The organism is Kitasatospora sp. NPDC023118 (assembly GCF_055560875.1).
Genome location: NZ_JBVHHW010000007.1, coordinates 145505 through 171585, shown reverse-complemented (window position 1 = coordinate 171585; position 26081 = coordinate 145505). Strand labels below are relative to the sequence as shown.

The 26081-nt window shown below is 73.2% G+C and carries 23 protein-coding genes and 1 riboswitch; of the genes, 13 read left to right on the top strand and 10 right to left on the bottom strand.

All coding sequences use genetic code 11. The annotated features are described in order from the left end of the window. Positions 1–24: 24 nt before the first annotated feature. The 7 genes from ACZ3UD_RS11585 to ACZ3UD_RS11555 form a co-directional block, all read right to left on the bottom strand. Entirely contained in the window at positions 25–3648 is a 3624-nt protein-coding gene (locus tag ACZ3UD_RS11585) for a SpoIIE family protein phosphatase (RefSeq protein WP_465585323.1), read from the bottom strand. A 490-nt stretch (positions 3649–4138) separates the two neighbouring features. Then, positions 4139–5347, bottom strand: coding sequence for an alpha/beta hydrolase family protein (locus tag ACZ3UD_RS11580; protein WP_465585321.1), 1209 nt, complete (start codon positions 5345–5347; stop codon positions 4139–4141). 101 nt (positions 5348–5448) lie between these two features. Next, the gene (locus tag ACZ3UD_RS11575; protein WP_465585319.1) at positions 5449–6633 is read right to left on the bottom strand and encodes a thiolase family protein; all 1185 of its coding nucleotides are present in this window, start codon (positions 6631–6633) and stop codon (positions 5449–5451) included. 101 nt (positions 6634–6734) lie between these two features. Further along, complete coding sequence (locus tag ACZ3UD_RS11570; protein ID WP_465585317.1) at positions 6735–7535, bottom strand: hypothetical protein; 801 nt, start codon at positions 7533–7535, stop codon at positions 6735–6737. Between the two features lie 389 nt (positions 7536–7924). Beyond that, complete coding sequence (locus ACZ3UD_RS11565; protein WP_465585315.1) at positions 7925–8968, bottom strand: serine hydrolase domain-containing protein; 1044 nt, start codon at positions 8966–8968, stop codon at positions 7925–7927. A gap of 142 nt (positions 8969–9110) precedes the next feature. After that, positions 9111–9527, bottom strand: coding sequence for an HIT family protein (locus ACZ3UD_RS11560; protein ID WP_465585314.1), 417 nt, complete (start codon positions 9525–9527; stop codon positions 9111–9113). 155 nt (positions 9528–9682) lie between these two features. Continuing rightward, positions 9683–10378 carry an MSMEG_1061 family FMN-dependent PPOX-type flavoprotein gene (locus tag ACZ3UD_RS11555; RefSeq protein ID WP_465585313.1) on the bottom strand — a complete coding sequence of 232 codons (696 nt, stop codon included), beginning with the start codon at positions 10376–10378 and terminating at the stop codon, positions 9683–9685. 243 nt (positions 10379–10621) lie between these two features. Here ACZ3UD_RS11555 and ACZ3UD_RS11550 point away from each other — a divergent pair, with 243 nt between their 5' ends. The 11 genes from ACZ3UD_RS11550 (at position 10622) to ACZ3UD_RS11500 (ending at position 20372) form a co-directional block, all read left to right on the top strand. Then, positions 10622–10906: an antibiotic biosynthesis monooxygenase gene (locus ACZ3UD_RS11550; protein WP_465585312.1), complete on the top strand. Its 285-nt coding sequence runs from the start codon at positions 10622–10624 to the stop codon at positions 10904–10906. Between the two features lie 326 nt (positions 10907–11232). Beyond that, a riboswitch (FMN riboswitch) is annotated at positions 11233–11360 on the top strand. A gap of 225 nt (positions 11361–11585) precedes the next feature. Continuing rightward, on the top strand, positions 11586–12263 hold the full coding sequence (locus ACZ3UD_RS11545; protein ID WP_465585310.1) for a riboflavin synthase: 678 nt from the start codon (positions 11586–11588) through the stop codon (positions 12261–12263). After that, positions 12260–12907, top strand: coding sequence for a nicotinamide mononucleotide transporter family protein (locus tag ACZ3UD_RS11540; RefSeq protein ID WP_465585308.1), 648 nt, complete (start codon positions 12260–12262; stop codon positions 12905–12907). Before ACZ3UD_RS11545 ends, ACZ3UD_RS11540 begins: the two co-directional genes overlap by 4 nt. Next, positions 12904–14175, top strand: a complete 1272-nt coding sequence (locus ACZ3UD_RS11535; RefSeq protein WP_465585307.1) for a bifunctional 3,4-dihydroxy-2-butanone-4-phosphate synthase/GTP cyclohydrolase II — start codon at positions 12904–12906, stop codon at positions 14173–14175. The genes ACZ3UD_RS11540 and ACZ3UD_RS11535 overlap by 4 nt, the downstream gene beginning before the upstream one ends. 84 nt (positions 14176–14259) lie before the next feature. Further along, positions 14260–14733: a 6,7-dimethyl-8-ribityllumazine synthase gene (gene ribH, locus ACZ3UD_RS11530; protein WP_380611312.1), complete on the top strand. Its 474-nt coding sequence runs from the start codon at positions 14260–14262 to the stop codon at positions 14731–14733. Positions 14734–14835: 102 nt separating this feature from the next. Further along, positions 14836–15108 carry a phosphoribosyl-ATP diphosphatase gene (locus tag ACZ3UD_RS11525; RefSeq protein ID WP_218200151.1) on the top strand — a complete coding sequence of 91 codons (273 nt, stop codon included), beginning with the start codon at positions 14836–14838 and terminating at the stop codon, positions 15106–15108. Between the two features lie 61 nt (positions 15109–15169). Next, a complete protein-coding gene (gene hisG / locus ACZ3UD_RS11520) occupies positions 15170–16018 on the top strand; it encodes an ATP phosphoribosyltransferase (RefSeq protein ID WP_465585305.1) in 849 nt (282 codons plus the stop codon). Positions 16019–16236: 218 nt separating this feature from the next. Continuing rightward, positions 16237–16677, top strand: coding sequence for a PH domain-containing protein (locus tag ACZ3UD_RS11515; RefSeq protein WP_465585303.1), 441 nt, complete (start codon positions 16237–16239; stop codon positions 16675–16677). Positions 16678–16900: 223 nt separating this feature from the next. Next, positions 16901–18244 (top strand): hemolysin family protein, encoded by a 1344-nt coding sequence (locus tag ACZ3UD_RS11510; protein ID WP_465585301.1) that lies wholly within the window; start codon positions 16901–16903, stop codon positions 18242–18244. Continuing rightward, complete coding sequence (locus ACZ3UD_RS11505) at positions 18241–19287, top strand: hemolysin family protein (protein WP_465585300.1); 1047 nt, start codon at positions 18241–18243, stop codon at positions 19285–19287. The genes ACZ3UD_RS11510 and ACZ3UD_RS11505 overlap by 4 nt, the downstream gene beginning before the upstream one ends. Before the next feature lie 98 nt (positions 19288–19385). Continuing rightward, positions 19386–20372: an NAD-dependent epimerase/dehydratase family protein gene (locus ACZ3UD_RS11500; protein WP_465585299.1), complete on the top strand. Its 987-nt coding sequence runs from the start codon at positions 19386–19388 to the stop codon at positions 20370–20372. Positions 20373–20439: 67 nt separating this feature from the next. On the opposite strand, the gene ACZ3UD_RS11495 is transcribed toward ACZ3UD_RS11500, so the two are convergent. Both ACZ3UD_RS11495 and ACZ3UD_RS11490 read right to left on the bottom strand, forming a co-directional pair. Next, a complete protein-coding gene (locus ACZ3UD_RS11495) occupies positions 20440–22380 on the bottom strand; it encodes an AAA family ATPase (protein ID WP_465585473.1) in 1941 nt (646 codons plus the stop codon). A 421-nt stretch (positions 22381–22801) separates the two neighbouring features. After that, entirely contained in the window at positions 22802–23434 is a 633-nt protein-coding gene (locus ACZ3UD_RS11490; protein ID WP_465585298.1) for a uridine kinase family protein, read from the bottom strand. 213 nt (positions 23435–23647) lie between these two features. Here ACZ3UD_RS11490 and ACZ3UD_RS11485 point away from each other — a divergent pair, with 213 nt between their 5' ends. Further along, on the top strand, positions 23648–24811 hold the full coding sequence (locus ACZ3UD_RS11485; RefSeq protein WP_465585297.1) for an acyl-CoA dehydrogenase family protein: 1164 nt from the start codon (positions 23648–23650) through the stop codon (positions 24809–24811). 101 nt (positions 24812–24912) lie between these two features. On the opposite strand, the gene ACZ3UD_RS11480 is transcribed toward ACZ3UD_RS11485, so the two are convergent. After that, positions 24913–25386: a hypothetical protein gene (locus tag ACZ3UD_RS11480; RefSeq protein ID WP_465585296.1), complete on the bottom strand. Its 474-nt coding sequence runs from the start codon at positions 25384–25386 to the stop codon at positions 24913–24915. Positions 25387–25615: 229 nt separating this feature from the next. Between ACZ3UD_RS11480 and ACZ3UD_RS11475 the strand changes: the two genes are divergently transcribed. Next, positions 25616–26056, top strand: coding sequence for an Lrp/AsnC family transcriptional regulator (locus ACZ3UD_RS11475; RefSeq protein ID WP_045694655.1), 441 nt, complete (start codon positions 25616–25618; stop codon positions 26054–26056). Positions 26057–26081: the final 25 nt, after the last annotated feature.

Here is a 26081-nt window from a genome sequence, read left to right as displayed (position 1 = left end):
CAACCATCCGTTGTCGATGCAGGTCTAATTGGTCGAGAAGCCTGGCGGTAGCTCCAGCTCGAACCAGACCACCTTGCCGTCCCTGGTCCGGCGGCTGCCCCAGCGGTGCGCCAGCTCGTTGACCAGGTGGATGCCTCGCCCGCCCTCGTCCTCGGTGTGGGCGCGGCCGATCCGGGGCGCCTCGCTCCCCTGGTCGGCGACCTCCACGGTGAGTACCCGGTTACAGAACAGCCTCAGTTGGGTGGGGGATCCGGCGTGCACCAGGGCGTTGGTGATCAGCTCGCTGGTGAGCAGCTCGGCCCAGTCCGCGAGCGCGGTGAGCCCCCAGGCGGCCAGCGTCTCGCGGGTGAAGCGGCGCGAGTGGGCGACCATTGCGCGGTCGCCGGTGAGCGGCAGGATGGCGATCCGGTCCGCTCCGTGCGGGCGGACCTGCGCCATGATGACGGCGATGTCGTCCTCGGAGGTGCGGCCGGTGAGCCGGGTCAGGACGGCGTCGCAGGTCTGCTCCAGCGTGCGGCGCCGGTCCGCGACGGTGCGGCGCAGCAGGGTCAGGCCCTCGTCCAGGTCGCGGCCCCGGCGCTCGACCAGGCCGTCGGTGTAGAGGGTCAGGATGCCCTCCTCGGGGAGGGTGAACTCCACGCTCTCGAACGGGACTCCGCCGACGCCGAGCGGCGCGCCGGGCGGCAGGTCGACCAGGTCGGCATTGCCCTCGGTGTCGGCGACTACGGGCGGCAGGTGCCCGGCGCAGGCCGCGGTGCAGCGGCGGTCCACCGGGTCGTACACCACGCACACGCAGGTGGCGAACTGGCCCTCGCCGAGCGCCGTGGTGGCCTCGTCCAACCGGTACAGCACCCGCGCCGGGTCCAGCTCAAGGGTGATCAACGTCCGGGCCACGGTCCGGAGTTGGCCCATGGTGGCGGCGGCCCGGATACCGTGGCCCATCACGTCGCCGACGATCAGCGCGACCCGGCCGGCGGAGAGCGGAACCACGTCGAACCAGTCGCCGCCGACCTCGCTCACCACGCTGCTGGGCAGGTAGCGGTAGGCCAGCTCCAAGCCGATCGTACGGTGGATCTCCTGTGGCAGCAGGCTGCGTTGGAGCGTGAGCGCGGTGTCCCGCTCGCGGCGGTAGAGCCGCCCGTTGTCGATCGCCAGCGCCGTCCGGGCGGCCAGCTCCTCGGCCAGCGAACGGTCCGCCGGGCCGAACGGCACCGGGTTGCGGGTGCGGACGAACTCCGCGCCGCCCAGCACGAGTCCGCGCGCGACCAACGGCACCATCAGGTACGAGTGGATCCCGGCGGCCAGCCCCGGCTGCACCCGGTCGGGGGAGGCAACGATCCGGCGCAGCTCCTCCTCGGTCACCTCGGAGACCAGGATCGAGCGCCGGGTGCGCAGGCTCTGCGCGTACACCTCGGCGGACTGCGAGGTCTCGCCGACATGCTCGGCGGCCTCCGTCATGGTGCCGTCCTGGGCCGCCTCGCCGACCGCCACCGCCCGCATCAGCACCGAGCCGTCCCGGGGCACCGGCCCGGGCTCCTCGCCGCTGAGCACCGCGTCGCGCAGGTCCACGGTGACGAAGTCGGCGAAGCGCGGGGTCACCACCTCCACCAACTCCTGGGCGGTGCGGTGCAGATCGAGCGTGGTGCCGATCCGGTTGCTGGCCTCGTTCAGCAGGCCCAGCCGCTGCTGGGCGGCCCAGGCCTCGTCCAGCGCCCGCTGCCGGGCGGCGGCCGCGTCGCGCTCCCGGGTGAACAGCAGCGCGTTGTCGATCGACACCGCCGCCCGCACCGCCAACTCCCCGGCCAGCGCGAGGTCCTCGTCCTCGTACGGGCGCTCCGCCATGGTCCGGTAGAAACCCGCCACACCGACCGCGCTGCCCCGCGCGATCAGCGGAACCACCATGAACGAGAGCACGTTCTGCTCCCGTACGGCGGCGGTGCGCACCGGGTCGTCGGCGAACCAGGCCATGCCCGCCTCGTCCATCCGCGGCACCAGCACCGGCTTGCGGTGCGCCAGGCTCCACGCGTACGGCGAACCGGGCAGAAAGCGGTGCACCCCGCCCAGCCGGTCGATCGGCACCATGGTGGAGCCGTGCACCGAGTGGAAGGCGATCCGCCGCAGCAGCGCCGAACCGTCCGCCGCGGCACGGGCCTCCCGCTCGCCCCGGACCAGTTCCTCCAAGACCTCCACCACCACCGTGTCGGCCAGCCGGGGCGTCGCCACCTCGGCCAACTCCTGGGCGGTCCGGCCGATTTCGAGCGTGGTGCCGATCCGGGTGGAGGCCGCGTTGACCAGCGCGAGCCGCTCCTGCGCCGCCTTCGCCTCGCGCAGCGCCTGCTGCCGGGCCAGCACCGTCTGGTGCTGGCGCAGGTACAGCCGGGCGTTGTCGATCGCGACGGCGGCCCGTGAGGCCAGCTCGTCGCCCAGGGTGATGTCGGCCGCCGCGAAGGACTCCCGCTCGCTGCGCCGCGAGTACACCACCATGCCGAGCGTCGTGCCGCGCGCCACCAGCGGCGTGATCCGAACCGGACGCGGCCGGTCGCCCGGGGACGCCTGGAGGTGGCTCTCGTTGATGCCGTCGCTCAGCGGTGTCAGCTCCCAGGACGGCACCACCACCGTGCGCCCGGTGGTCAGCGCCCGGCCGTACGGGGAGTCCGCCGGAAGCTCGTACACCGCGTCCACCGGCAGCGCCTCGGCCGGGTACAGCGGGTCGGCGGTGGCCAGCGCCAGGCGGCGCACCAGCTGCGGGGCCTCCGCATCCGGCGGTTCGACGTTGCGGCCCGCCACCAGCGCCTCCAGCGCGAACACCCCGCTGACGTCGGCGAGCCTCGGAACCATCGCGTCGGCCAGCTCCCGGGCGGTCTGCCGCAGGTCGAGGGTGGTGCCGATCGAGGCGGTCGCGTCGACCAGCAGGGCGAGCCGCTCCTGCGCGCGGGCCGCCCGGGCGTCTGCGCGGTAACGCTCGGTGATGTCGATGACGGTTGCGCTGACCCCGAGCACCCGCCCGGCCCGGTCCGCCAGTCGGAAGTAGGACGCGGACCAGGCGTGCTCGTGCCGCGGATCCTCCGGTATGCGCCCGTGCGAGCGGAAGTCCACCACCGGCTCACCGTCCGTCAGCACCTGCCGCATCACCGCCTCGGCCTCGGTGCCGTTGATCCCCGGCAGCAGCTCGGTGAGCCGGTGGCCCAGGTGCTCGTCGGCGGGCAGCCCGTTCGCCCGGGCCAGTGCCTCGTTCAGCCGGACGAAGCGCAACTCGGTGTCGTACACCGCCATGCCGACCGGGGACTGGGTGAAGAACCCGTCCAACACGGCCAGATCCGCCTGGATCCGGTGCAGCGTCGTCACCTCGGACGCGACGGCCAGTACCAGCGGCGCCCCGCCGGGCCCTCGGATCGGGTGCGTGCGGAACTCCAGGTTCACCAGGTGCCCGTCCCGGTGCCGCACCGGGAACACCCCGGACCACTCCAGGCCCTCCAGGATCTGCCCGAACAGCTCCAGCACCTCGGGCCGCGTGTCGTCCGAGGTCAGCAGCTTCGCCGCCTTCTGCCCCACCGCCTCGTCCGCACGGTAACCGAGCAGTGCCTCCGCGTCGGCGCTCCAGTGCAGGATCCGCCCGTCGGCCTCGATCAGCGCCGTGGCGATCGGCACCAGCAGAGCATCCTGCCGCGGCTCCCCCTGGCGCCGCCCTTCGTCGTTCACCATGGCCAGAGACCCGCCCGGAGATCGTTCCCACCAGCCCTGCCATCGTCGCACGCAGCCCCCGGCCACCGCCCCTCGTGGCCGCCTCGGCCGCAAACCGCGCGCGCCCGTGCCCGGACAGCGGGACGGTGGTCGCGTTCTCCCCGGCGGACCCGTCCGCTTCCTCCCGGTCCGGTCAGCCCAGCGCCGCCGGTGTCATGCCGAGCGACCATGCAGACCAGAGGCGCTCACGGGAGCCTGCGTCGCAGCGTGGGCCGGTCGAGGCCGGTCGACGGACGGCAGCCACCGCCGTGGTGGACGGCGCGGTCGGTGCTCGTGGCGAGGGCGCGGGCTGCCGCCTCGGGGCCCGGGCCCGGGGCCGGACCCGGACCTGAGCCCGGGGCCCGCGCGCCGACGAGGCCGTCGCCGGGTCGCCGACGGCCTCGCGGGGCCGCAGGGGTCAGGAGTGGAACCGGACCTCCGGGTTGGCGGCGGTCGGCCCGTCGAGGAGCGGCTGCTCGACGCCCTTCAGCTGGAGGTCGAAGAAGGCGCCGACGTACTGGCGGGTGAGGTCGATGGCGCGCCGGCCCGAGACGGTGGTGCCCGGGTCCTGGGGGATGCCGAGCGCCTCGAAGAACAGCGGGTAGTCGGTGAAGCTGCCGTGGTCCGTGCCGTCGATGGTCAGCCACTGCTTCCAGCCGTCGAGCCGGGGCCAGTTCTCGGTCCAGCTGGAGTCCTCGACGCCGTTGGGCAGCGCGTGGCCGATCATCAGGTACGGCTTGCCGCCGATCCCGGACTCCGGCACCGGGTACTCCATGGCGCCGTCCAGGTCCACCCCGGCCTGGATCCGGTCGTCGGTCACCAGCGCCGGGACGGTTGACGCGCCGCCGATCGAGTGCCCGGCCATGCCGATCCGGTCGCGGTCGATCATGCGGGCGTACCGCCAGGCCGGGTGGGGGCGGCCGGTCAGCTGGTCGATGACGAAGGAGACGTCCTTCGCCCGGCTCTCCTCCAGGCCCTTCCAGGCTTCCTGGGTGTCGAGCTTGCCGCACATGACGCAGGGCAGCGTCTGCCCGTCGGGGAAGGTGGTCCCGGTGTTCTCGTAGGTGTGGTCGACCAGGGCCACGACGTACCCGCGGCTGGTCAGGTCCTCGGCGAGGCTGGTGAGCGAGGCGCGAGGCATGGTGAAGCCGGGCGAGAGCACCACCAGCGGGTAGTGGCCGCCCTGGGGGCGTGCGCCGGACTCGGCCCAGGTCCGGGTGTCGGTCACCGACTCGGTCGGGATGGAGTTGCCCGGGAGCTTCCCGTCCAGCAGCATCCGGGCGGCCGCGGCGGTCATGTACGGGGCCGGGCTGCCCGTCCCGGCGTGCGCGGGGTAGTACATCGAGACCATCAGCTGACGCGGACCGGCGGAGGGGACCCACGGGTCCGGACGGCCCTGGTCGACCAGGTGCAGGTCCTCCCGCCCGACCGCGTACGGCCCGGTCGGGCGGGGAAGCTGGACGTGGACGGCGGTCGGGGTGGTGTCCGTGGCGGTGGCGGTGGCGGTGGCGGTGGCACCGGCCGAGGCGGCAGGCGCGGGCGCGGCCAGGGCCGGTGCGGCGGCGACGGACAGCGGCAGCGCGAGCAACAAGGCTGCCGCGGCGGCGATTGTGCGAAGTCGGCTCATGTGGCCGAAGGTAGGTCGCGGGCACCGGAACTGACGTCCGCTCAGCGACGTACTGATCCCTTCCGGGAGGTCCCCCTTTCGCCCCTAGGGGGCGGGCGGGATCAGTCGATCGCCTCCAGGATCGTGGCGTTGGCCAGGCCGCCCGCCTCGCACATGGCCTGCAAAGCGAACCGCCCGCCGCTGCGGCGCAGTTCGTGCACCAGGGTGGTCATCAGCCGGGTGCCGCTGGCGCCCAGCGGGTGGCCGAGGGCGATCGCGCCGCCGTTGACGTTGAGCCGGGCCGGATCGGCGCCGGTCTCCTGCAGCCAGGCCAGGACCACGCTGGCGAAGGCCTCGTTCACCTCGAACAGGTCGATGTCGGCAAGCGAGAGGCCCGAGCGGCGCAGCACCTTCTCGGTCGCCGGCAGCACGCCGGTGAGCATCAGCAGCGGGTCCGAGCCGGTGACCGCGAAGGAGTGCAGCCGGGCCAGCGGACGAAGGCCGAGCCGGGCGGCGGTCTCGCTGCTGGTGATCAGCACGGCGGAGGCGCCGTCGTTGATCGGGCTGCTGTTGCCCGCCGTCACCGACCAGGTGATCTGCGGGAAGCGCTCGGCGTAGGACGGGTCGGCGAAGGCCGGGCGCAGGCCCGCCAGCACCTCGGGCGTGGTGCCCGGGCGCACCGACTCGTCCATGGTCACGAGCCCGCCGGGCGTCTCCACCGGGACCAGCTCGTCCGCGAAGCGGCCCTCGGCGTGGGCCCGGGCCGCCTTGGCGTGCGAACCGGCCGCGAACTCGTCCATCGCCTCCCGCGTGATCGACCACTTGGCGGCGATCAGCTCGGTGCTGATGCCCTGCGGGACCAGCCCGCCCGGGTAGCGGGCCGCGACCGAGGCGCCGAACGGGTTCGCCCCGGGCGGCACGTTGGACCACATCGGCACCCGGCTCATCGACTCGATCCCGCAGGCCACCACCACGTCGTACGCCCCGGCGATCACCCCCTGCGCGGCGAAGTGCACGGCCTGCTGGGAGGAGCCGCACTGCCGGTCGATGGTGGTCGCCGGTACGGAGTCCGGGAACCCGGCCGCCAGCCAGGCGTAGCGGGTGGTGTTCATCGCCTGCTCGGCGACCTGGTCGACGCAGCCGCCGATCACGTCGTCGACCAGGGCCGGGTCGATGCCGCTGCGCCCGATCAGGGCCTGGAGGGTGTGGGCGAGCAGTTCCACCGGGTGGACGTCGGAGAGGGAGCCTCCCGGCTTGCCCTTCCCGACGGGGGTGCGGACGGCTTCGACGATCACGGCATCGCGCATGGCGGGCCGCCTCTCCTGTGCGGGGTCGTTGGAAAAGCAAACTCACTATAGGTCCGTGAGTTTGAAAACCCAACCCTCTGAGGACCCGGGAATCCAACCCGCTAGGCGCTCCGCTCGACGCTCCGAGCCCGTAGCTCCTCCAGGAAGTCGGCTGCCGCACGGGCGTTGGGAACCGGCAGGGTGAGCGGCAGCCCGGCCGAGTGGGTCCGGATCTCCAGCTCCCCGAGGCCGGACGCCCGGGCCGAGCGCACCTCCGGCCACCGGTAAGCCTCCGTCGCCGCCAGCGGATGCGGCGGCCGGTGCACCAGCCCGCCGGTCGTCACCGTCAGCCGCCCCCGGGCGAACCGGACGCTCCCCTCGGTGCGCAGCGCCTTGTGCAGTGCGACCCGAAGACCGGGGGAGAGCCGCTCGTCCACCTCCCGACACAGCCCCTCCAGCCCACGCAACTGCGCCAGCACGAGCGGCTCGTCGGCGCCGGCCGGCCATATTCGCCCCTGCTCGGGCTCCCCGCGCCGCCCGCCGGGGGAGTATTCGGTGGCCTCCACCTCGCTCCACGGCAGCAGCCGCTCGTCGCCGCCGGCCCAGACCAGCGCCAGCCCGCCTTCGTGGATCCGTGCGGATCGCAACCCGAGCCCGGGCCGCGGCCGCCCGTAGCCGCTGGTGGCCAGCACCGCCGCGGCGGCCACCACGGGCGCGGGCCACCACTCGCCGAGCGCCAGGTAGAGCAGCACCGCGAGGACCGCCGCCCCGGCGTCCACCCAGGTCCGCGCCCGCCAGGGCAGCGGCCGGAAGCCGCGGTACACCCGCACCACCGGCCCGAGCGGTCCGGCCGGCCCGCGCCGAGCCTGGCCGCCCTCCGGCGTGAACGACCGCGCCCACACCGGCGACCGCACCATCGCCACGTCGGCCTCCTTGCCCTCAGTGTCCTTACAAGCGGAATCGCGACTGTTTGATCACCAGCATCACGGCCCGACCGCCCCCGGGAACAGTGCCAATCGACACCTTTTGGCTCGAAACGGTCGGACCGTGTCCCGTTCCACCCGAGAGGCGCCGATCAGCGCCGCGCCGCGCCGGCCCCCAGGGAGTGCCTGACAATTCGCGTCGGATCAGCGCGCGGCGTTGGGGTGGGTGCATCGCAGGGCGGAGGACGGGGGTACCTCCCAGCCGCGGGGAGGGGGGAGACTCCATGCGGAGCATCGGCGACCGGCGACAACGCGGCGAAGTGCGCTTGTGCCCTGGGGGTACCTCCCGGCCGAAGGCTGGGGGAGCGTCGCACGCCCGGCGGGAATCGTCAGACACGCCCCATCTGCAGCCTCCGCAGCAGCGCCGTCCCGGCCGGGTCCACCGACCGCCGGGTGTTCGCCAGGACCACCACCCCCACCTGCTTCTCCGGATCGAACGCGACGAAGGAACTGAACCCGCCCGTGCCCCCGTTGTGCCACAGCTGCAGATGGCCGCCCTGCTGGCTGTGCAGCCGGTGCCCGAGCCAGCCGAGGTGCGTCCAGGCGAACGGGTTGACCCGGTGCCGGGCGCCCCGGGTGAGTGTGATCGCGGGCGCCAGCGGCCCGTCCGGCCCGCGGTCGGCGGACAGCTGGGCCCGCAGGAGTATCGCGAGGTCCGCGGCCGTGGAGCGGAGCCCGCCCATGCCCGGTACCGCCGCCAAGTCCCAGTACGGCACCGGCCGCCCGCCCGGCGCGTGCCCGCGCGCCAGCCGCCCGGACTGCTCCTCGCCCGGCCGCAGGCAGGTGTCCCTGAGCCCCAGCGGCTCGCAGACCTCGCGAGCCACCAGCTCCCCGTACCCGGTGCCGGCCCGCTGGGCGAGGGCCAGCCCGAGCAGCCCGACCCCGAGGTTGGAGTAGCGGAAGCTGCGCCCGGGCGCGGCCCGCAACCGCGTCCTGGCGAGCCCGCCCAGCACCGCCTCGGCCGTGCAACCAGCGTACGGATCCGGCCTGTTGGGCGTGAGCAGCGCCCGCGCGGCCATGCCCCTCGGCAGTCGGGGGAGCTCCGAGGTGTGGGTGGCGAGGTGCCGCAGGGTGACCGGCTGCCCGCCCCGGGCCGGGACGGTCGGCGTGTCCGCGAGCACCTCCGCGAGCGGCTCGTCGAGCCGCACCGCGTCGTCCAGGGCCAGTCGCGCGAGCACGAGCGAGGTGAACACCTTGGTGACGGAACCGATTTCGAACAGGGTGTGCGGACCGGGTACACCGCCGCCCGGACCGGTCCGCCCGGCGCCGTGGATCTCCACGGCGCCGTCGGCCAGCCCGGCGACCACCGCGCCGACGTGCTGGCCCGCGAGCCGGTCGGCGGTCTGTTGCACGAGGCTGACGAGTTCTTTCATGGCTGTGAGCCTAGGCCGCCCCGACCTGCGAATTCGTCCGCCTGGAAGCCGATTTCGACCCCCTCCCGCTGCTCCTGCGGATGTACGCCCCGCTACTCTCCGCACGGTACGGACGCCACGGCGCGGCAACCCCGGCGGCCGGCTACGGCTCCCCGAGCGCCGCCCGCAGCCGGGCCGCGACCTCCGCCGCCCCCGCCTCGTCGGGGTACTTCCCCCGCGGCCAGAAGAACCCGCGCAGCCCGTCCTGCGGATTGCGCGGCACCACGTGGACGTGCAGGTGCGGCACCGACTGGCTGATCCGGTTGTTCGCCGCCACGAAACTGCCCGCCGCGCCCATCCCCCGCTCGACGGCCGCCGCCACCCGCTGCACCCGCAGGAAGAACGGCCCGACCTCGGCCGGCGGCAGGTCCGCCAGGGTCCGGTGGTGGGCGCGCGGCACGACCAGCACATGGCCCGGGAACAGCGGCCGGCGGTCGAGGAAGGCCACCGCCGCCTCGTCGTCCAGCACCCGGTGCGCGGGCTCCTCGCCCGCCACCACCGCACAGAACACGCAGTCCATCCGTCCATTCAAGCGAGCGGCGGCGGCCCCGGCACCCCCGCAAAGCACGGCCCGCCCGACGTCACCCGTCCGGTCGCCGAGAGATGCGCGCGCCCGCCCCCGCCCCGGGCGCACGGTGCTGTGGGGGAGCGATCAGCGCGTCGCGACCTGAGCCCCTACTCGTACCGGTGCAGCAGCGCCTCCCGCTCCGTCTGCTCGATCATCCCGATGGTCAGCGACTCGTCCCGCAGGTGCGACAGCGTGACCTCCGCCGAACTCGGCTGAGCGTCCTTGGCCAGCCAGTTCTCCGGCTTCCACGCCGATCCGCGCAGGAACGCCTTCGGGCAGTGCGCGTACACCTCCTCCACCGCCACCACGATCGCGCTGCGCGGCGGCTTGCCGACCGCCGTCAGCCGGCTCAGCAGCTCCGGGTCGGTCGAGACGCAGGCCCGCCCGTTGACCCGCAGCGTGGTGTCCCGGCCGGGCACGACGAAGAGCAGCCCGACGCGGTCGTTCTCCAGGATGTTGTGCAGGGTGTCCAGGCGCTTGTTGCCGGTGGCGTCCGGTATGGCCAGGGTGTACTCGTCGAGCACCGAGACCAGCCCGGCCGGCCCGCCACGCGGGGAGACGTCGCAGCGCCCGGCGGCGTCGGAGCTGGCGACGAAGACCAGCGAGGAGCACGCGATCAGCCGCTGCGCGACCTCGTGCAGACGGTCGACCTGCTTGCGGCGTGCGTGGTCGCCCGGCTGCTCGTAGATCTCGCGCAGCTGGGCCCGCTCGGTGAGGGCACCCGCGCTGAGGGCGGCGAACAGGCCGTTCGGCGCGTCCGGCGCGGTGGTTGACGGTACGGCAGCATCCGGTGTGGTGGTCATACCGGGAATGTACGGGACTCCGGCGAGGCCGAGCCGGAGTCCTTCAGCACACCCCCCGGGCCGCGATCTGCGGCCGGTCGGTCCGCCACCGCCTCCCCGGCTGCCCGCCATCGCGTCCCCGACTGCCCGTGAAAGTGCCGCCGCACCCCTCCCCACCAGCGGTTTTCCGCTGATAATGGGGCCAGGGACTCCAGCCAGCCGGAGGTGGTGGTCGTGATCGTCAGAATCTGGGCCGGACAAGTCGTGTCCGATCGCATCGAGGAGTTCTGCGCGCACCTGACCACCCAGGTGATCCCGCAGCTGGGGCGTACGGACGGCTGCCTCGGCGGCGAGCTGCTGCGCTCGGTGACCGAGGGCGGGCAGAGGGTGCTCGTGGTGAGTCGCTGGCGCGACGAGGAGGCCCTGCGCGGCTACGCCGGGCCGATGTGGCGGATCCGGCCGGTCTGCTCGGAGGGCGAACCGTGCTTTCTCGCGCACCCCCCGGAGGTCACCCACTTCCTGCCGATCTCCGCACCCGCCACCCGCTGAACCTCCGGCCCGGCCCCGGATGCCAGGGCTCAGACCGCGCCTCGAACACCGAGAAGCCTTCGAACACCGAGAAGCCCTCGAACACCGAGAGGCCCTCGAAAGCCGAGACGCCCTCGGAGGCCGAGGGGTCCTCGAACGCCGGGCCCCTACGCCGACAACGGCACCGGATGGATCTCGTCCGCCGGGCCCCACACCGGCGGGCTCGGAACCAGCGCTCGCCACCCCGCCGCGCATTCCCCGCGGCAACCGTGAAACAGGCCACAGTCGAAGACCCTCCCTGGGCTCGCACCGCGCGTGGCAGAATGACGTCAACAGCAGTGACGTTCAGCGCACTCCGGGGTCGGTGAAAATCCGAACCGGCGGTTACAGTCCGCGACCCGTCCGCAGCCAGCGGCCGGTTGACCAGGTGAAATTCCTGGACCGACGGTTAAAGTCCGGATGGGAGGCGTGCGCGGGCGGACGAAGAGCAGTACCCGTGGTCCATCGGAACCGGAGAAACCGGGCCGGACCGCGGTCAGGTGAACGGCGGGAGAGGTCTCTCCCGGGCCGGGCGAGCGATCTCCCGGCGGCTCCGGCACCCCGGCGACGGGTCGTGTCCGCGGGTTCGCGCACCGTTGCCCGTCCGTGTCATCTCCCTCTGCCGCCCCGGAGTCCGCGCCCCAAGCGCGAGGAGACCCGGGTGTTCACCGGCATCATCGAAGAGCTCGGCGAGGTCGTGTCGATCGAGGAGATCGGCGACTCCTCGCGAATCCGCCTGCGCGGCCCGGTGGTCTGTTCCGGTGCGCGGCACGGCGACTCCATCGCGGTCAACGGCGTCTGCCTGACCGTCGTCGACAGCCCCGAGCAACTGGCCGCCGAGAGCGGCGAGTTCAGCGCCGACGTGATGGCCGAGACGCTGCACCGTTCCAGCCTGGGCGAGTTGAAGCCCGGCTCCCGGGTCAACCTGGAGCGCGCGATGGCGCTCGGCGCCCGCCTCGGCGGCCACCTGGTGCAGGGCCATGTCGACGCCACCGGGCGGCTGTTGAGCCGCGAGTCCGGCGAGCGCGACGCGGACGGCAACCTGCGCTGGGAGGTACTGCGCTTCTCGCTGCCGGAGTCGATCTCCCGCTACCTGGTGGAGAAGGGCTCGATCACGGTCGACGGCGTCAGCCTCACCGTGGTGGAGGCGGCCCGCGACAGCTTCACCGTCAGCCTCATCCCGGCCACCCTCGCGCTGACCACGCTCGGTGCCAAGACGACCGGCGAGAGCGTCAACCTCGAGGTGGACGTGCTCGCCAAGTACGTGGAACGGCTGCTCGAATCGCGCGCGCTGCCGACCCTGCCGGACGTGGAGCACATCACGGGGGAGCCCAAGTGAGCTGGCTCAGCGGAGAAGCGTTCACCGTCCTCGGTGAGCACGTGAAGTGGGCCGACATGATCGGCAACCTGCTCGGCCTCGGCGGCCTCGCGCTCGGCTGGCGCCGCTCGGTGTGGAGCTGGCCGGTCCAGCTCCTGTCCGGCGTCGTGCTGATCACCGCCTACCTCGGGGGCCACGTCCCCGGCCTGATCGGCAAGCAGCTGATCGTCATCGTCACCGCCGCCTGGGGCTGGACGCAGTGGAACCGCGGCCGCCGCGACACCGGCACCATCGCCGTACGGTTCGCCAGCTGGCCCGAGCGGGCCGCCCTGGCGGCCGGCACCGCGGTCGGCACCGTCGCCCTGGCGATGCTGTTCACCGCTTACCCCAGCCTGTCCTGGAGCCCCTGGTCGGACGCCTACATCTTCGTCGGCACGCTCGCCGCGATGGTCGCCCAGGCGCGCGGCTGGCTGGAGTTCTGGTTCGCCTGGATCGCCGTCGACGCGGTCGGCGTCCCGTTCGCCTTCAACAGCGGCTACACCTTCTCCGGCCTCACCTACTCGATCTACTTCGTCCTGGTGCTGCTCGGCCTGCGCTCCTGGTGGCTGAGCACCCGTGAGCCGCGAGTCACGTCCACCAACGTCCCGCAGGGAGTCACGGCATGACCGAGAACCAGACCTTCGAGAGCGGCATCGGTGAAGAGCTCGTCCTCGACCCCGTCGAGCGGGCGATCGCCGACATCGCGCTCGGTCGCGCGGTGATCGTGGTCGACGACGAGGACCGCGAGAACGAGGGCGACATCGTCTTCGCCGCCTCCGCCGCCACCCCCGAGCTGATGGCCTTCACCATCCGCTACAGCTCCGGCGTGATCTGCGCCCCGATGACCGGCGAGGAGCTGGACCGCCTCAAGCTCCCGCCGATGACCCAGGTCAACGAGGACCGCAAGGGCACCGCGTACACCGTCTCGGTGGACGCCCGCGAGGGGGTCGACACCGGCATCTCCGCCGCCGACCGCGCCCGCACCGTACGGCTGCTCTCCTCGCCCGGCACCGAGCCCGGGGACCTGACCCGCCCCGGGCACGTCTTCCCGCTGCGCGCCGTCGAGGGCGGCGTGCTGGTCCGCCCCGGTCACACCGAGGCCGCCGTCGACCTGGCCCGGCTCGCCGGGCTGGCGCCGGCCGGCGCGATCGCCGAGGTGGTCAACGACGACGGCACCATGGCCCGGCTGCCCGAGCTGGTCGCCTTCGCCCGTGAGCACGGCCTCGCGATCATCTCCATCGAGGACCTGATCGCCTACCGCCGCCGCACCGAGCTGCACGTCGACCGGGCCGCCGTCACCGCCCTGCCCACCGCCCACGGCGAGTTCACCGCGGTCGGCTACCGGGGCACCATCGACGGCGTCGAGCACATCGCCCTGGTGGCCGGCGGCCTCGACGCGGACGGACAGCTGCCGGACGGCGAGGACGTCCTGGTCCGGGTCCACTCCGAGTGCCTGACCGGCGACGTCTTCGGCTCGCTGCGCTGCGACTGCGGCCCGCAGCTGGAGGCCTCGCTGCAGCGGGTCGCCGAGGCCGGCCGCGGCGTGGTGCTCTACCTGCGCGGCCACGAGGGCCGCGGGATCGGCCTCGCCCACAAGCTGCGCGCGTACGAGCTCCAGGAGCAGGGCCGCGACACCGTGGACGCCAACCTGGACCTCGGCCTGCCCGCCGACGCCCGCGACTACAGCATCGCGGCGCAGATGCTGGTGGACCTCGGGGTCCGCTCGCTCACCCTGCTCACCAACAACCCGCAGAAGCTGACCGCGCTCACCGAGCACGGCCTCAAGGTCAAGGGGCGCGAGGCGGTCGAGATCGCGCCGGGCGAGCACAACCTGCGCTACCTGCGCACCAAGCGCGACCGGATGGGCCACGACCTGCCCGGCCTGGGCTCCTGACAGCCGCACGCCCAGGCTCCTGACACCCGCGGGCCCGGCATCTGAGACCCGCAACGACCCACACCAAGGAACGGAAGTAACGACATGAGCGGCCACGGAGCCCCCGAGCTGACCATCGACGGCGCCGCCGACCTCAAGGTCGCCGTCGTCGCGGCCCAGTGGCACGACAAGGTGATGAACGGCCTGCTGGACGGCGCCCACCGCGCGCTCAAGGAGCTGGGCATCGCCGAGCCGACCGTGTTGCGCGTGCCCGGCACCTTCGAGCTGCCGGTCGCCGCCAAGCGCCTCGCCGAGCGCGGCTACGACGCGGTGATCGCCCTGGGCGTGGTCATCCGCGGCGGCACCCCGCACTTCGACTACGTCTGCCAGGCGGCCACCGTCGGCCTCACCCAGGTCAGCGTCGACACCGGCGTCCCGGTCGGATTCGGCGTGCTGACCTGCGACAACGACGAGCAGGCGCTCGACCGGGCCGGCCTGCCGGGCTCCGCCGAGGACAAGGGCCACGAGGCCGTCACCGCCGCCGTCGCCACCGCCGCGGTGCTGCGCGCCACCGCCTGACCCGCGCGCGACCGGTCCCGGACCGTGGACGTCCACTCGACCGTCCACGGTCCGGGACCGTTTACCGCCGGTCCGCCCGCACGCCGTATGGTGAGACCCATCATGGCTTCGAAGACATTCGAGGAGCTCTTCGCCGAGCTCCAGCAGAAGGCCGCCACCGGCGACCCCTCGTCCTCCCGTACCGCGCAGCTCGTCCAGCAGGGCGTCCATGCGATCGGCAAGAAGGTCGTCGAGGAGGCCGCCGAGGTCTGGATGGCCGCCGAGTTCCAGTCGGACGAGCAGACGGCGGAGGAGATCTCCCAACTCCTCTACCACCTTCAGGTGATGATGGTCGCCCGCGGGCTGACGCTCGACGACGTCTACAAGTACCTCTGAACCCGACCCTCGAACTCCCCCGAGCACACCCACCTCCCAACAGGTAAGGAAGCAACCCCCCATGCTGCGCATCGCCGTCCCCAACAAGGGTTCGCTCTCGGGTCCCGCGGCGGAGATGCTCCATGAGGCCGGCTACCGCCAGCGGAAGGACCCCAAGGAGCTCGTCCTCGTCGACCCGAACAACGAGGTCGAGTTCTTCTTCCTGCGCCCGCGCGACATCGCCGTCTACGTCGGCTCCGGCCGCCTCGACGTCGGCATCACCGGCCGCGACCTGCTGCTGGACTCGCACTCCGACGCGGAGGAGGTGCTCGCCCTCGGCTTCGCCGGGTCGACCTTCCGCTTCGCCCGCCCCGAGGGTGTGGACGTCAAGGACGTGACGGGCCTGGAGGGCCTGCGGATCGCCACCTCCTACACCGGCCTGGTCGAGCAGCACCTGGCCGACCACGGCGTGAAGGCGACGGTCACCAAGCTGGACGGCGCGGTCGAGACCGCGGTGCAGCTGGGTGTCGCCGACGTCATCGCCGACGTGGTGGAGACCGGCACCAGCCTGCGCAACGCCGGCCTGGAGGTCTTCGGCGAGCCGATCCTGATCTCGGACGCCGTGGTGATCCGCCCCAAGGGCGCGGGCGAGGACCCGCGGGTGGAGCAGTTCCTGCGCCGCCTGCAGGGCGTGCTGGTGGCCCGCCGCTACGTGCTGATGGACTACGACATCCGCGCCGAGAAGGTCAGCGCCGCCGTGGCCCTCACCCCCGGCCTGGAGTCGCCGACCGTCTCCCCGCTGCACACCGAGGGCTGGGTGGCCGTCCGCTCGATGGTGCTCCGCAAGGAGGCCCAGCGGATCATGGACGACCTCTGGAGCATCGGTGCCCGGGCCATCCTGGTCACCAACATCCACGCCTGCCGCCTCTGACCTGCTCGAACGGCCTGCTCGAACGGCCTGCCCGAGGCCTGATCGCCGGAGCGCGGGCATGGACCTGCCCGGCAGGCCGCGAGTAAAGAACGGTTCAATAGGGGCGGGGACGCCGACCGGTGTCCCCGCCCTTCGCCGTCAGCACCCCCGCTGTCAGCATCCTGGCCGTCAGCACCCGGCGCGCCGCACGCCGCCACCAGAACCACCGGAGACCCCACGTGTCCACGCCGCCCGTCCAGTTCCCCGTCACCTGGGCGCCCCGCCGCACCCGCGCGGTGCTGCTGCCGGTCTGCGCCCTGCTGGTGGTGCTGTTCGCCGTGCTGGCCTTCCTGATGCCGGAGAACTGGCAGCTCAACGACCGGATCATGATGATCGGCAGCGGTGTGCTGTTCGCCTGCGTGGGCCTCATGCTGGCCCGCCCCCGGGTACGTGCGGACGCGGAGGGCGTGACGGTGGTCAACTTCGTCCGCAGCCGCCGGCTCGCCTGGGCCGAGATCGTCCGGGTCAACTTCCGCCAGGGCGACCCGTGGGCCACCCTCGACCTCGCCGACGGCACCTCGCTCGCCGCGGTCGGCATCCAGTCCGGCGTCGGCAAGTCCCAGGCGATCGCGGACGCCCGCGCGCTGCGCGACCTGGTCGAGAGCCACGCCCGGGGCTGAGCGGGCCGCCGCCAGGCGGGTCCCGAACACGCTTCCTGCCGTCGCACCGGTATGGTCTACGCTGGTAAAAGCAGGGCAAAGCTTCAGTCCTGCCCGCAGGTCGTCTGACAAGAGCCCGACCTGAGTCGAACCGACCTGAGGAGTGACTCTCCCCCTCGATGGACGATCCGTCCAGTAGTACCTGCGCCGCCTCGCTTCCGAACTCCGGAAGGCAGGCGGCACTGTGATCACCGCCTGGCTGCTGTTGTTCGCAGCCCTCCTTCTGATCCTCGCCAACGGCCTCTTCGTGGCCGCCGAGTTCGCCTTCGTGACCGCCGACCGCGGCGCGGTGGAACGTTCCGCCGCGGCCGGCGACGCCAAGTCCGGCCGGGTCGCCAGGGCCCTGCGGCACCTCTCCTTCGAACTCTCCGGCGCCCAGCTGGGCATCACCGTCACCTCGCTGGTGGTCGGCATGCTCGCCGAGCCGGCCCTGTCGACCCTGCTCCGGCCCGTGATGGCGGGCATCGGCGTGCCCGACCCGGCCGCCCGCGGCGCCGCCGTGGTGATCGGCATGGTGCTGGCCACCGTCGTCCAGATGGTGATCGGTGAGCTGGTCCCGAAGAACTGGGCGATCTCCCGCCCGCTCCAGGTGGGCCGCGCGGTCGCCGCCCCGCACATGGCCTTCTCCTTCGTCTGCCGCCCGCTGATCAGCTTTCTGAACGGCGCCGCCGACAGGACCGTCCGGGCCTTCGGCATCGAGCCGCAGGAGGAGCTGGAGCACGCCCGGACCCCGGCCGAGCTGGTCTCGCTGGCCCGTCACTCGGCCAGGGCCGGCGCGATAGACGAGGAGTCGGCCGCCCTGTTCGTCCGCACCCTGGGCCTCGGCGAGCTGACTGCGGAGTCCGTGATGACCCCGCGGGTCGACGTCTCCGCCCTCCAGCGCGACGCCACCGCCTCCGACGTCATCAACCTGACCCGGGCCACCGGCCTGTCCCGCTTCCCGGTCTACGGCGACAGCCTGGACGAGGTCACCGGCATCGTGACGCTCAAGGACGCCCTGGCCGTTCCGGCCGCCCGGCGCGGCCGGGTGCGGGTGGCCGAGCTTTCCTCGCCGCCGCTGCTGGTGCCCGAGACCCTGCCCGCCGAACGGCTGCTCGACCAGCTGCGCCGCCTCCAGCCGATGGCCATCGTGGTCGACGAGTACGGCGGCACCGCCGGCGTCGTCACCGTCGAGGACATCGTCGAGGAGATCGTCGGCGAGGTGCAGGACGAGCACGACCCGGCCGACCGGCCCGAGCTGCTTCCGCTTGCGGCCGTCGACGGCCTGCCCGTCTGGGAGGCCGACGGCCGCGCCCGGCTCGACCAGCTGGAGGCCATCGGCCTGAACGCCCCCGACGGCCCGTACGAGACCCTGGCCGGCCTGGTCACCGACCTGCTCGGCAAGCTCCCCGAGGTGGGCGAGCAGGCCGAGCTCCCCGGCTGGCGGTTCACCGTGACCGGCGTCGACCGGCACCGCACCAGCCAGGTCCGGGTGGAGCGCACCTCCGCGCCCGCGCTGTTCGGCGAGGACGAGGAGGGGACCCGATGACCGTGCTGCAACTGGGCCTCGCCCTCCTGCTGCTGCTCGGCAACGCCTTCTTCGTCGGCGCCGAGTTCGCCGTCGTCTCGGTGCGCCGCAGCCAGATCGAGCCGCTCGCCGAGGCCGGGCACAAGCGCGCCCGCGTCGTGCTGCACGCGCTGTCCAACGTCTCCGCGATGCTGGCCGCCGCCCAGCTCGGCATCACCGTCTGCTCGCTGGGCCTCGGTGCGCTCGCCGAGCCGACCATCGCCGCCCTGCTGGAGGGCCCGTTCCACGCGATCGGCGTCCCGTCCGGCCTGATGCACCCGCTCTCCTACGGGATCTCGCTCGCCGTCGTGGTCTTCCTCCACATGGTGATGGGCGAGATGGTGCCGAAGAACATGGCCATGACCGGCCCGGAGAAGGCCGCGCTCTGGCTCGGCCCGCCGCTGGACCGGCTGGCCCGCTGGCTCGCCCCGGTGATCCGGCTGCTCAACGCCTTCGCCAACGGCGTGCTGAGGCTGTTCCGGGTCGAGGCCAAGGACGAGGTCGAGTCGGTCTTCACCACCGAGCAGCTGATGTACCTGCTGGTCGACTCCCGGGACGCCGGCCTGCTCGACGAGGACCGGCAGGAGCGCCTGGAGGACGCCCTGGAGCTGGGCCGGCGACCGGTCACCGACGTGCTGCTGCGGCCCGAGGAACTGGTCACCGTGGACCCCAAGGTGACCGCCGCCGAGGTCGAGGCGCTCGCCCTGCGCACCGGCTTCTCGCGCTTCCCGGTCACCGACGGCGACCCGGCCGGCCACGGCTACCTCGGGTACCTCCACCTCAAGGACATCCTCGACGTGGAGGACCCGTCGGCGCCCGTCCCGGGCCGCCTGTGGCGGCCGATCACGGTGCTGCGCGGCGGCCTCCCGCTGGACGACGCCCTCGGCGCGATGCGCCGGGCCGCCTGCCACCTGGCCGCCGTGCTGGACCAGGACGGCCGCACGATGGGCGTGGTGATGCTGGAGGACGTGCTGGAGGAGCTGGTCGGCGAGATGCACGACCCCGACCACCGCACCACCGCCTGAGGTTCCCGCTTTCGCTGACGGCGTGTCCGCCCGCGGCGATTCTGCCCACAGCATGCAGCGGTTCCCATGCCCACCACCCTTGGAGCAGGGTGGTGGGCATGAGACTTCTGCTGCTGGGTGGAACCGAGTTCGTCGGACGGGCCGTCGCCGAGGAGGCCGTGGCCAGGGGCTGGGAGGTGACGGCCCTCAACCGCGGCACGCGGCCGGCGCCCGAGGGCGTGCGGGTGCTGGCGGGCGACCGCACGACCGAGGACGGCCTCGCGGCGCTCGCCACGGGGGAGTGGGACGCGGTGGTGGACACCTGGTCCTGGGCTCCGGCGGTGGTGCGCGACAGCGCCCGGCAGCTGTCCGGCCGGGTCGGCCACTACGCGTACATCTCCAGCCGGTCGGTGTACGACTACCCGCTGCGGGCCGGGGCTGACGAGACGGCGCCGGTGGTCCCCTCCTCCCCGGACCTGACCGGCGAGGTGGCCTACGCCGAGGCCAAGCGCGGCGCCGAACTGGCCCTGGAGGCGGAGTACGGCGGGCGCGCCCTGCTGGTCCGCGCCGGGCTGATCCTCGGCCCGTACGAGAACATCGGCCGACTGCCCTGGTGGCTGAACCGGATCGCCCGCGGCGGTCCGGTGCTCGCCCCCGGCCCGCGCGACACGGCGCTGCAGTACATCGACGCCCGCGACCTCGCGATCTGGACCCTGGACGCGGTGGCGGCCCGCCTGGGCGGCCCGTACAACGTGGTCAGCCCGGCCGGCCACACCACCATGGGCGAACTGCTGGAGGCCTGCGTCCGGGCCACCGGCTCGGACGCCGAGCTGCGCTGGACCGACCCGGAGCGGATCCTCGCGGCGGGCGTCGAGCCGTGGACCGAGCTGCCGATCTGGCTCGCGCCCGGCGAGCTGTACGACTTCCTGCACGGTGCCTCGGTCGCCCGCGCGGTCGACGCCGGGCTGCGCTGCCGCCCGGTCGCCGAGACGGTCGAGGACACCTGGGCCTGGCTGCGCTCCATCGGCGGCGACGCCCCCCAGCGCGCCGACCGGCCGAACGTCGGGCTCGACCCGGAGCGCGAGGCGAAGCTGCTCCAGGGGTGAGGTCCTCCAGGGGTGAGGTCGTAGGGGGAGCGGGTGGGAGGGGGCCGGTCGTAGGGGGAGCCGGTCGTCAGCCCCGGCCGTCGATCAGCTCCCCGTAGGCCTGCACCAGGTCCGGGAGCCGCAGCGTCGCCAGGTCCTCCCGGCCCGGCGGCTCGCGCAGCAGCGACAGCCGCAGGTCCCGGTAGGCGCAGGACTTCTCGTACAGGGTGCGGATGAACCGGCCGTTGCCCAGCTCGTCGATCCAGCCCTCGCGCACCACGTGGGTGCAGATGCTGGCCAGCTCCTCGGCCGCGTCCTCGTCCCAGCCGTCGCCGTCCCGGCCGGCCAGCGCCGCGCCGATCGCGGTCAGCTCGTTCGGGCGGTAGCTGGGGAAGTCGACCCGGGTGGTGAACCGGGAGTTGAGGCCGGGGTTGGTGGCGAGCAGCCGGTTCATCCCCTCGGGGTAGCCGGCCAGGATCACCACCAGCCGGTCCCGGTTGTCCTCGGCCCGCTTGAGCAGCACCTGCAGCGCCTCGTCGCCGTACGCGTCGCCCTTGGTGTAGCCGGAGTTGGAGAGGCTGTAGGCCTCGTCGATGAACAGCACGCCGTCCAGCGCGGAGTCGATCAGGTCGTTCGCCTTGACGGCCGTCTGACCGAGGAACTCCCCGACCAGGTCGGCTCTCTGGGCCTCCACCAGGTGGTCGCCGGAGAGCAGGCCGAGGGCGTGGAAGACCCGGCCGAGGATCCGCGCCACGGTGGTCTTGCCGGTGCCGGAGGGGCCGGAGAAGACGAAGTGCCGCTTCGGCGGCTGGACCGGCAGGCCCTGTTCGGCGCGCAGCCGGCTCATTCTCAACTGGGCTGAGAGCGCCCGCACTTGGCGCTTCACCGGCTCCAGCCCCACCATCAGCGAGAGTTCGGCCAGTGCCGCGTCCAACTCCCGCTCGTCGCCCTCCGGTTGGGCTGGCGCAGGCGCGGGCGCGACCCGGGGCTGCGCCTCGCCGCGGACCGGCAGCGGCACGGGTGCGGCGGGGCCGACGGGGCCGGCCGGGAGGCCCGAGCCGGACCGCTCCCCGGCCGCCTGCGGCGCGCTGCCGTCCGCGGGCCCGGCCGGAGCGCCGTCCGCGACGCCGTCGGTGATGCCGTCGGTGACGCCGTCCACCAGGCTCGCGTCCACCGAGGGCCCGCCTCCCGGCGTGGCCGTCCCGGTCTCGAACTCCTCACCGTAGAGCGGCCCTTCGACGTACCCGGTGTCGTCCCGGTACCCCGGCCCGGCCGTCTCCACCCCGCCCGAGCGCCCGTCCGCCAGCAGCCCGTCCGCGAGCGCGTCCTCCGCCGCGATGGCCGCCAGCCGGGTGGCGGTGTCCATGAACGCCGGATCCGCCCGGTGCACCGCCCGGTACAGCGGCAGTGCCGCCGCACTGCGTCCGGCCCCCTCGTACGCCCGGGCCAGCCAGTACCGCAGCTCCTTGCGCTGCGGCTGCTCGGAACGGCAGCGCGCCAGCGAGGCGGCCAGCGGCGCCTGCGCCTGGGCGCACATGTCGAGGCGGACCCGCGCCATCCCGGCGAACAGCCCGGCCTCTATGCCCAGCAGCGGGTCGTCCAGCAGGTGGTCGGTGTCCCGGATCAGCTGCTCCCAGTCCTTGAGCAGATAGGAGCGGCAGGCGTACAGGAACTGGGCGGACGGGTCCTCGCTGGGCGCCGGGCACTGCTCCAGTGCTCGGTCCAGCTCGGCCAGGTGGCGGCCGTCCAGCCAGTGCGAGGCGTGCGCCAGCGCGAGGTCGCGGGCGTCCTCCAGGACGGGTTGCACCCACCAGCCCAGCCAGTACCAGGAGCTGAGCGGGCGCCGGTGCAGCCGCCGCTGCTCGCCGAAGCGCTTCTGGTGGCGGTACATGGCCAGCAGTGCCGCCGAGGTGTCGCTGCGCAGGGCGTGCAGGCCGAGCCAGGCGTCGGCCATGCCCGGGTCCAGCCGGACTGCGGCCCGGAACTCCTCCTCGGCGCGGGCGTAGGCGCCCGCCGTGTAGGCGTCCATGGCACGCAGCCAGGCGCGGTCGGCGAGCCGGTCCGGGCCGCCCGCCGTGCTGTCGGAACTGTCCACCGTCGTCACTCACGCCCCCCGCGGTGTGGCCCGGGGCTCGGCCGGCGATTCGCCTCAGCGTTGCCGGGCCGGTGGTCGGAAGCCCCCGGGGCGCATATGCGCCTGCCAGGAATCGTACCGGCGCGGGGCTGATCCGGAAGGGTGCCGCACGGGGTCAAATGGGATCGCGCACGCGGTCGTTGAGCGGTCGGATGGCTGAAAAGCCGGGCAACACCGACGGTGGGACGCGACGTGGGAGGGGACCGGACGACGCCCCCGGCTCACGGGGGAACAAGCCGGGGACGTCGGGTCCGAGGCGGCCGGAACAGTGTGCTCCGGCGGCTGAGGAGAACCTAGATCCTGGTGATGTCGCAGGTCAAGGGCTTGTTGAAGATTCACCGACGGTGCCCGGCAGGATCCGTCCGGTCACCCCGTCCACGCGCGTGGCGGCGTACGGGCGGCTCGGGTCGGCGGCGAAGTGCGCCGCCTCCGCCCGCGCCCAGCCGGCCCAGAACTCGGCCAGTTCCGGACCGTCCCGCTCCTCGCCGCGCCGCCGGGCCGCGACGGCGTCCAGCTCCATCCAGATCACCCGGGCCAGCCGGGGGCGCACCTCCCGGCGCCCCGCGCCGACCCCCTCCACCAGCACCACCGGGGCGGCCGGCACCGCGGCGGTGGTCGCGAAGCGGCGCAGCGTCCAGTCGTACACCCGGTACGCGGCGTCCCGGCCGGCCGCCAGCGGCTCCAGCACCTGCTCGCGCAGCCGCCCGGTCCACTCGAAGAACTCGGTGTGGGTGGCCAGGTCGTCGAGGTGGACCACCGGCGCCCCGTCGAGCGCCACCGCCAGCCGCCCGGCGAAGGTGGTCTTGCCGGAGCCCGCGTGCCCGTCCACCGCGACCAGCCGCACCGGTCCGCAGGAGGGCGGCAGCGCGCGCAGCTCGGCGGCGAGCGAGGTCAGCGGATCGCCGGTCGCGGGCGTACGGGGGGAGGGGAGGGTTCCGGAAACAGCCACAACGTCAACCCTACGGTGCCGTAGCCCACCACTGCGGACAGTTCATCTGTGCTGGTCGTGACGGCGGCGTGGGTTTCGGGCATACTCGCCTTCGCCACGCCTGTGAACGGCCGTTCACCGCAACCCGGTGCCGGTCGGGCAGACCTGCCACACCCTGCGCCGGACCAACCGACACCCTCGGTCCGGTGCCCGATCGAGGAGGCGACCCCCGCCATGACCCCCTCCCCCGTGAAAGCCGTGGAGCGCCAGCTGCCGAGCGAGGAGGCCCGCGAGCTCCTGAGCCTCACCCGGGACCTGGTCCAGCGCGAGCTGCAGCCGCGCGCGGCGGAGGACGAGGCCGTCGGCCGCTTCCCCCGGGAGGTCTTCCGCACCCTCGGCGAGGCCGGCCTGCTGTCCCTCCCGTACGACGAGAAGTACGGCGGCGGCGAGCAGCCGTACGAGGTGTACCTCCAGGTGCTGGAGGAGCTCGCGGCCGGCTGGCTGGCCGTCGGCCTCGGTGTCAGCGTGCACACCCTGTCCTGCCACGCGCTGGCCACCTTCGGCAGCGACGAGCAGCGCGAGCAGTGGCTGCCCGGCATGCTGTCCGGCGAGCAGCTCGGCGCCTACTGCCTCTCCGAGCCGCAGTCCGGCTCGGACGCGGCCGCCCTGCGCACCCGCGCCGACCTGGACGGCGAGGAGTACGTCGTCAACGGCACCAAGGCGTGGATCACCCACGGTGGGCAGGCCGACTTCTACAGCGCCCTGGTGCGCACCGGCGTCGAGGGCCCCAAGGGCATCAGCTGCCTGCTCGTCCCCGGCACCCAGCCGGGCCTGTCGGCCGCGCCGCCGGAGCACAAGATGGGCATGCGCTCCTCGCCGACCGCCCAGCTGCACTTCGACGGCGCCCGGGTCTCCCGCGACCGGCTGATCGGCGAGGAGGGCCAGGGCTTCCAGATCGCCCTCGCCGCGCTGGACTCCGGCCGTCTCGGCATCGCCGCCTGCGCGATCGGCGTCGCCCAGGCCGCGCTCGACCTCGCGGTGGACTACGCCCGCACCCGGCGCCAGTTCGGCCGCCCGATCGGCGAGTTCCAGGGCCTGTCCTTCATGCTCGCCGACATGGCTACCCAGATCGAGGCCGGGCGCGCGCTCTACCTGTCCGCCGCGCGGCTGCGGGACGCGGGCCGGCCGTTCTCCAAGGAGGCGGCGATGGCCAAGCTGTTCTGCACCGACACGGTGATGCGGGTGACGACCGACGCCGTCCAGGTGCTCGGGGGCTACGGCTACACCCAGGACTTCCCGGCCGAGCGCTTCATGCGCGAGGCCAAGGTGCTGCAGATCGTCGAGGGCACCAACCAGATCCAGCGGCTGGTGATCGGCCGCCACCTCACGAAGGCCTGACGAACCTTCCCCGATACGGCCTGCGGCCGTCACTCCAGGGTGCGGAGTGACGGCCGCAGGCGTTCTCGACGGAGCGTCAATTCACGTACGACGGGCGGCGGTCAGCGCCGCACCAGCCGCCGGCGCTGCTCCGGGATGACCGTCGTGACCGGCCGCGCGGCCTGGGCCGGACCGGCCGCGCCCCGCGCCGGACGGTGCACCAGCGCGTGCGAGAACGGCTGGGTGCGCCAGTCGAGCTCGTTCGGGAGCTTGAACAGCGCGTTGAACCCGGCCGACTCGGCGTCCTCCGCGGCCTCGACCTCCGTCAGGTCGTCGGTCGGCGCGCCCGAACCCGGGCAGATCGCGGGGGCGAAGGGGTTCCAGGCGGTGGGGAGCAGGGCGTGCTGCGGCAGCCGTTCCTCGTCCGCCACCAGGGCGATCGGACGGCGGCACTCGGGGCAGTGGACCCGGAAGATGTCCCAGGTCTCGACCTCGACGGGGTCGCTGCCCGGCGCGTGGTCGACCGCGAGGTCGTCGCGGCCGGTCATATCGTCGGTCTCGTCGGTGCCCAGCACACGCTGGTCAGTAGCAGGCATGAGGATCCCCCTAGGATCGGGCCCGGCGTGGTCGCTCAGGGCCACAACCAGCACTTCCCTGCGATTCGGGCTCATAATCCTGCGGTGATGTGCACCGTGATGCACCGGGTGTGTCCTTGGCCACACCGCGCGCCACATTCATCCGGCACTTGCCCGCCTGACACCTGCAATCCCTCTCCGTGCCACCGCGTGCGCCCCCCATGCTCCCGAGCGGGTAGGTTTGCGCACTGTGGAGGATCTCGACCAACGCATCGTCCAGCTGCTCCTAGAGGACGGCCGGATGAGCTACACGGACCTGGGCAAGGCCACCGGCCTGTCCACCTCGGCGGTGCACCAGCGGGTGCGCCGCCTCGAACAGCGCGGGGTGATCCGCGGCTACACCGCGATCATCGACCCCGACGCCGTCGACCTGGCGCTGACCGCGTTCATCTCGGTCAAACCCTTCGACCCCAGCGCCCCGGACGACACCCCGGAGAGACTGGCCGGCCTGCCCGAGATCGAGGCCTGCCACAGCGTCGCCGGCGATGAGAACTACATCCTCAAGGTGCGCGTCGGCGCCCCCGGCGACCTGGAGGACCTGCTCGCCCGCATCCGCAGCGCCGCCGGCGTCTCCACCCGCACCACCGTCGTGCTCTCCACCCCCTACGAGGCCCGACCCCCGAAGCTCTGAAGGCCGGGCCGGACTCCTCGGAGAA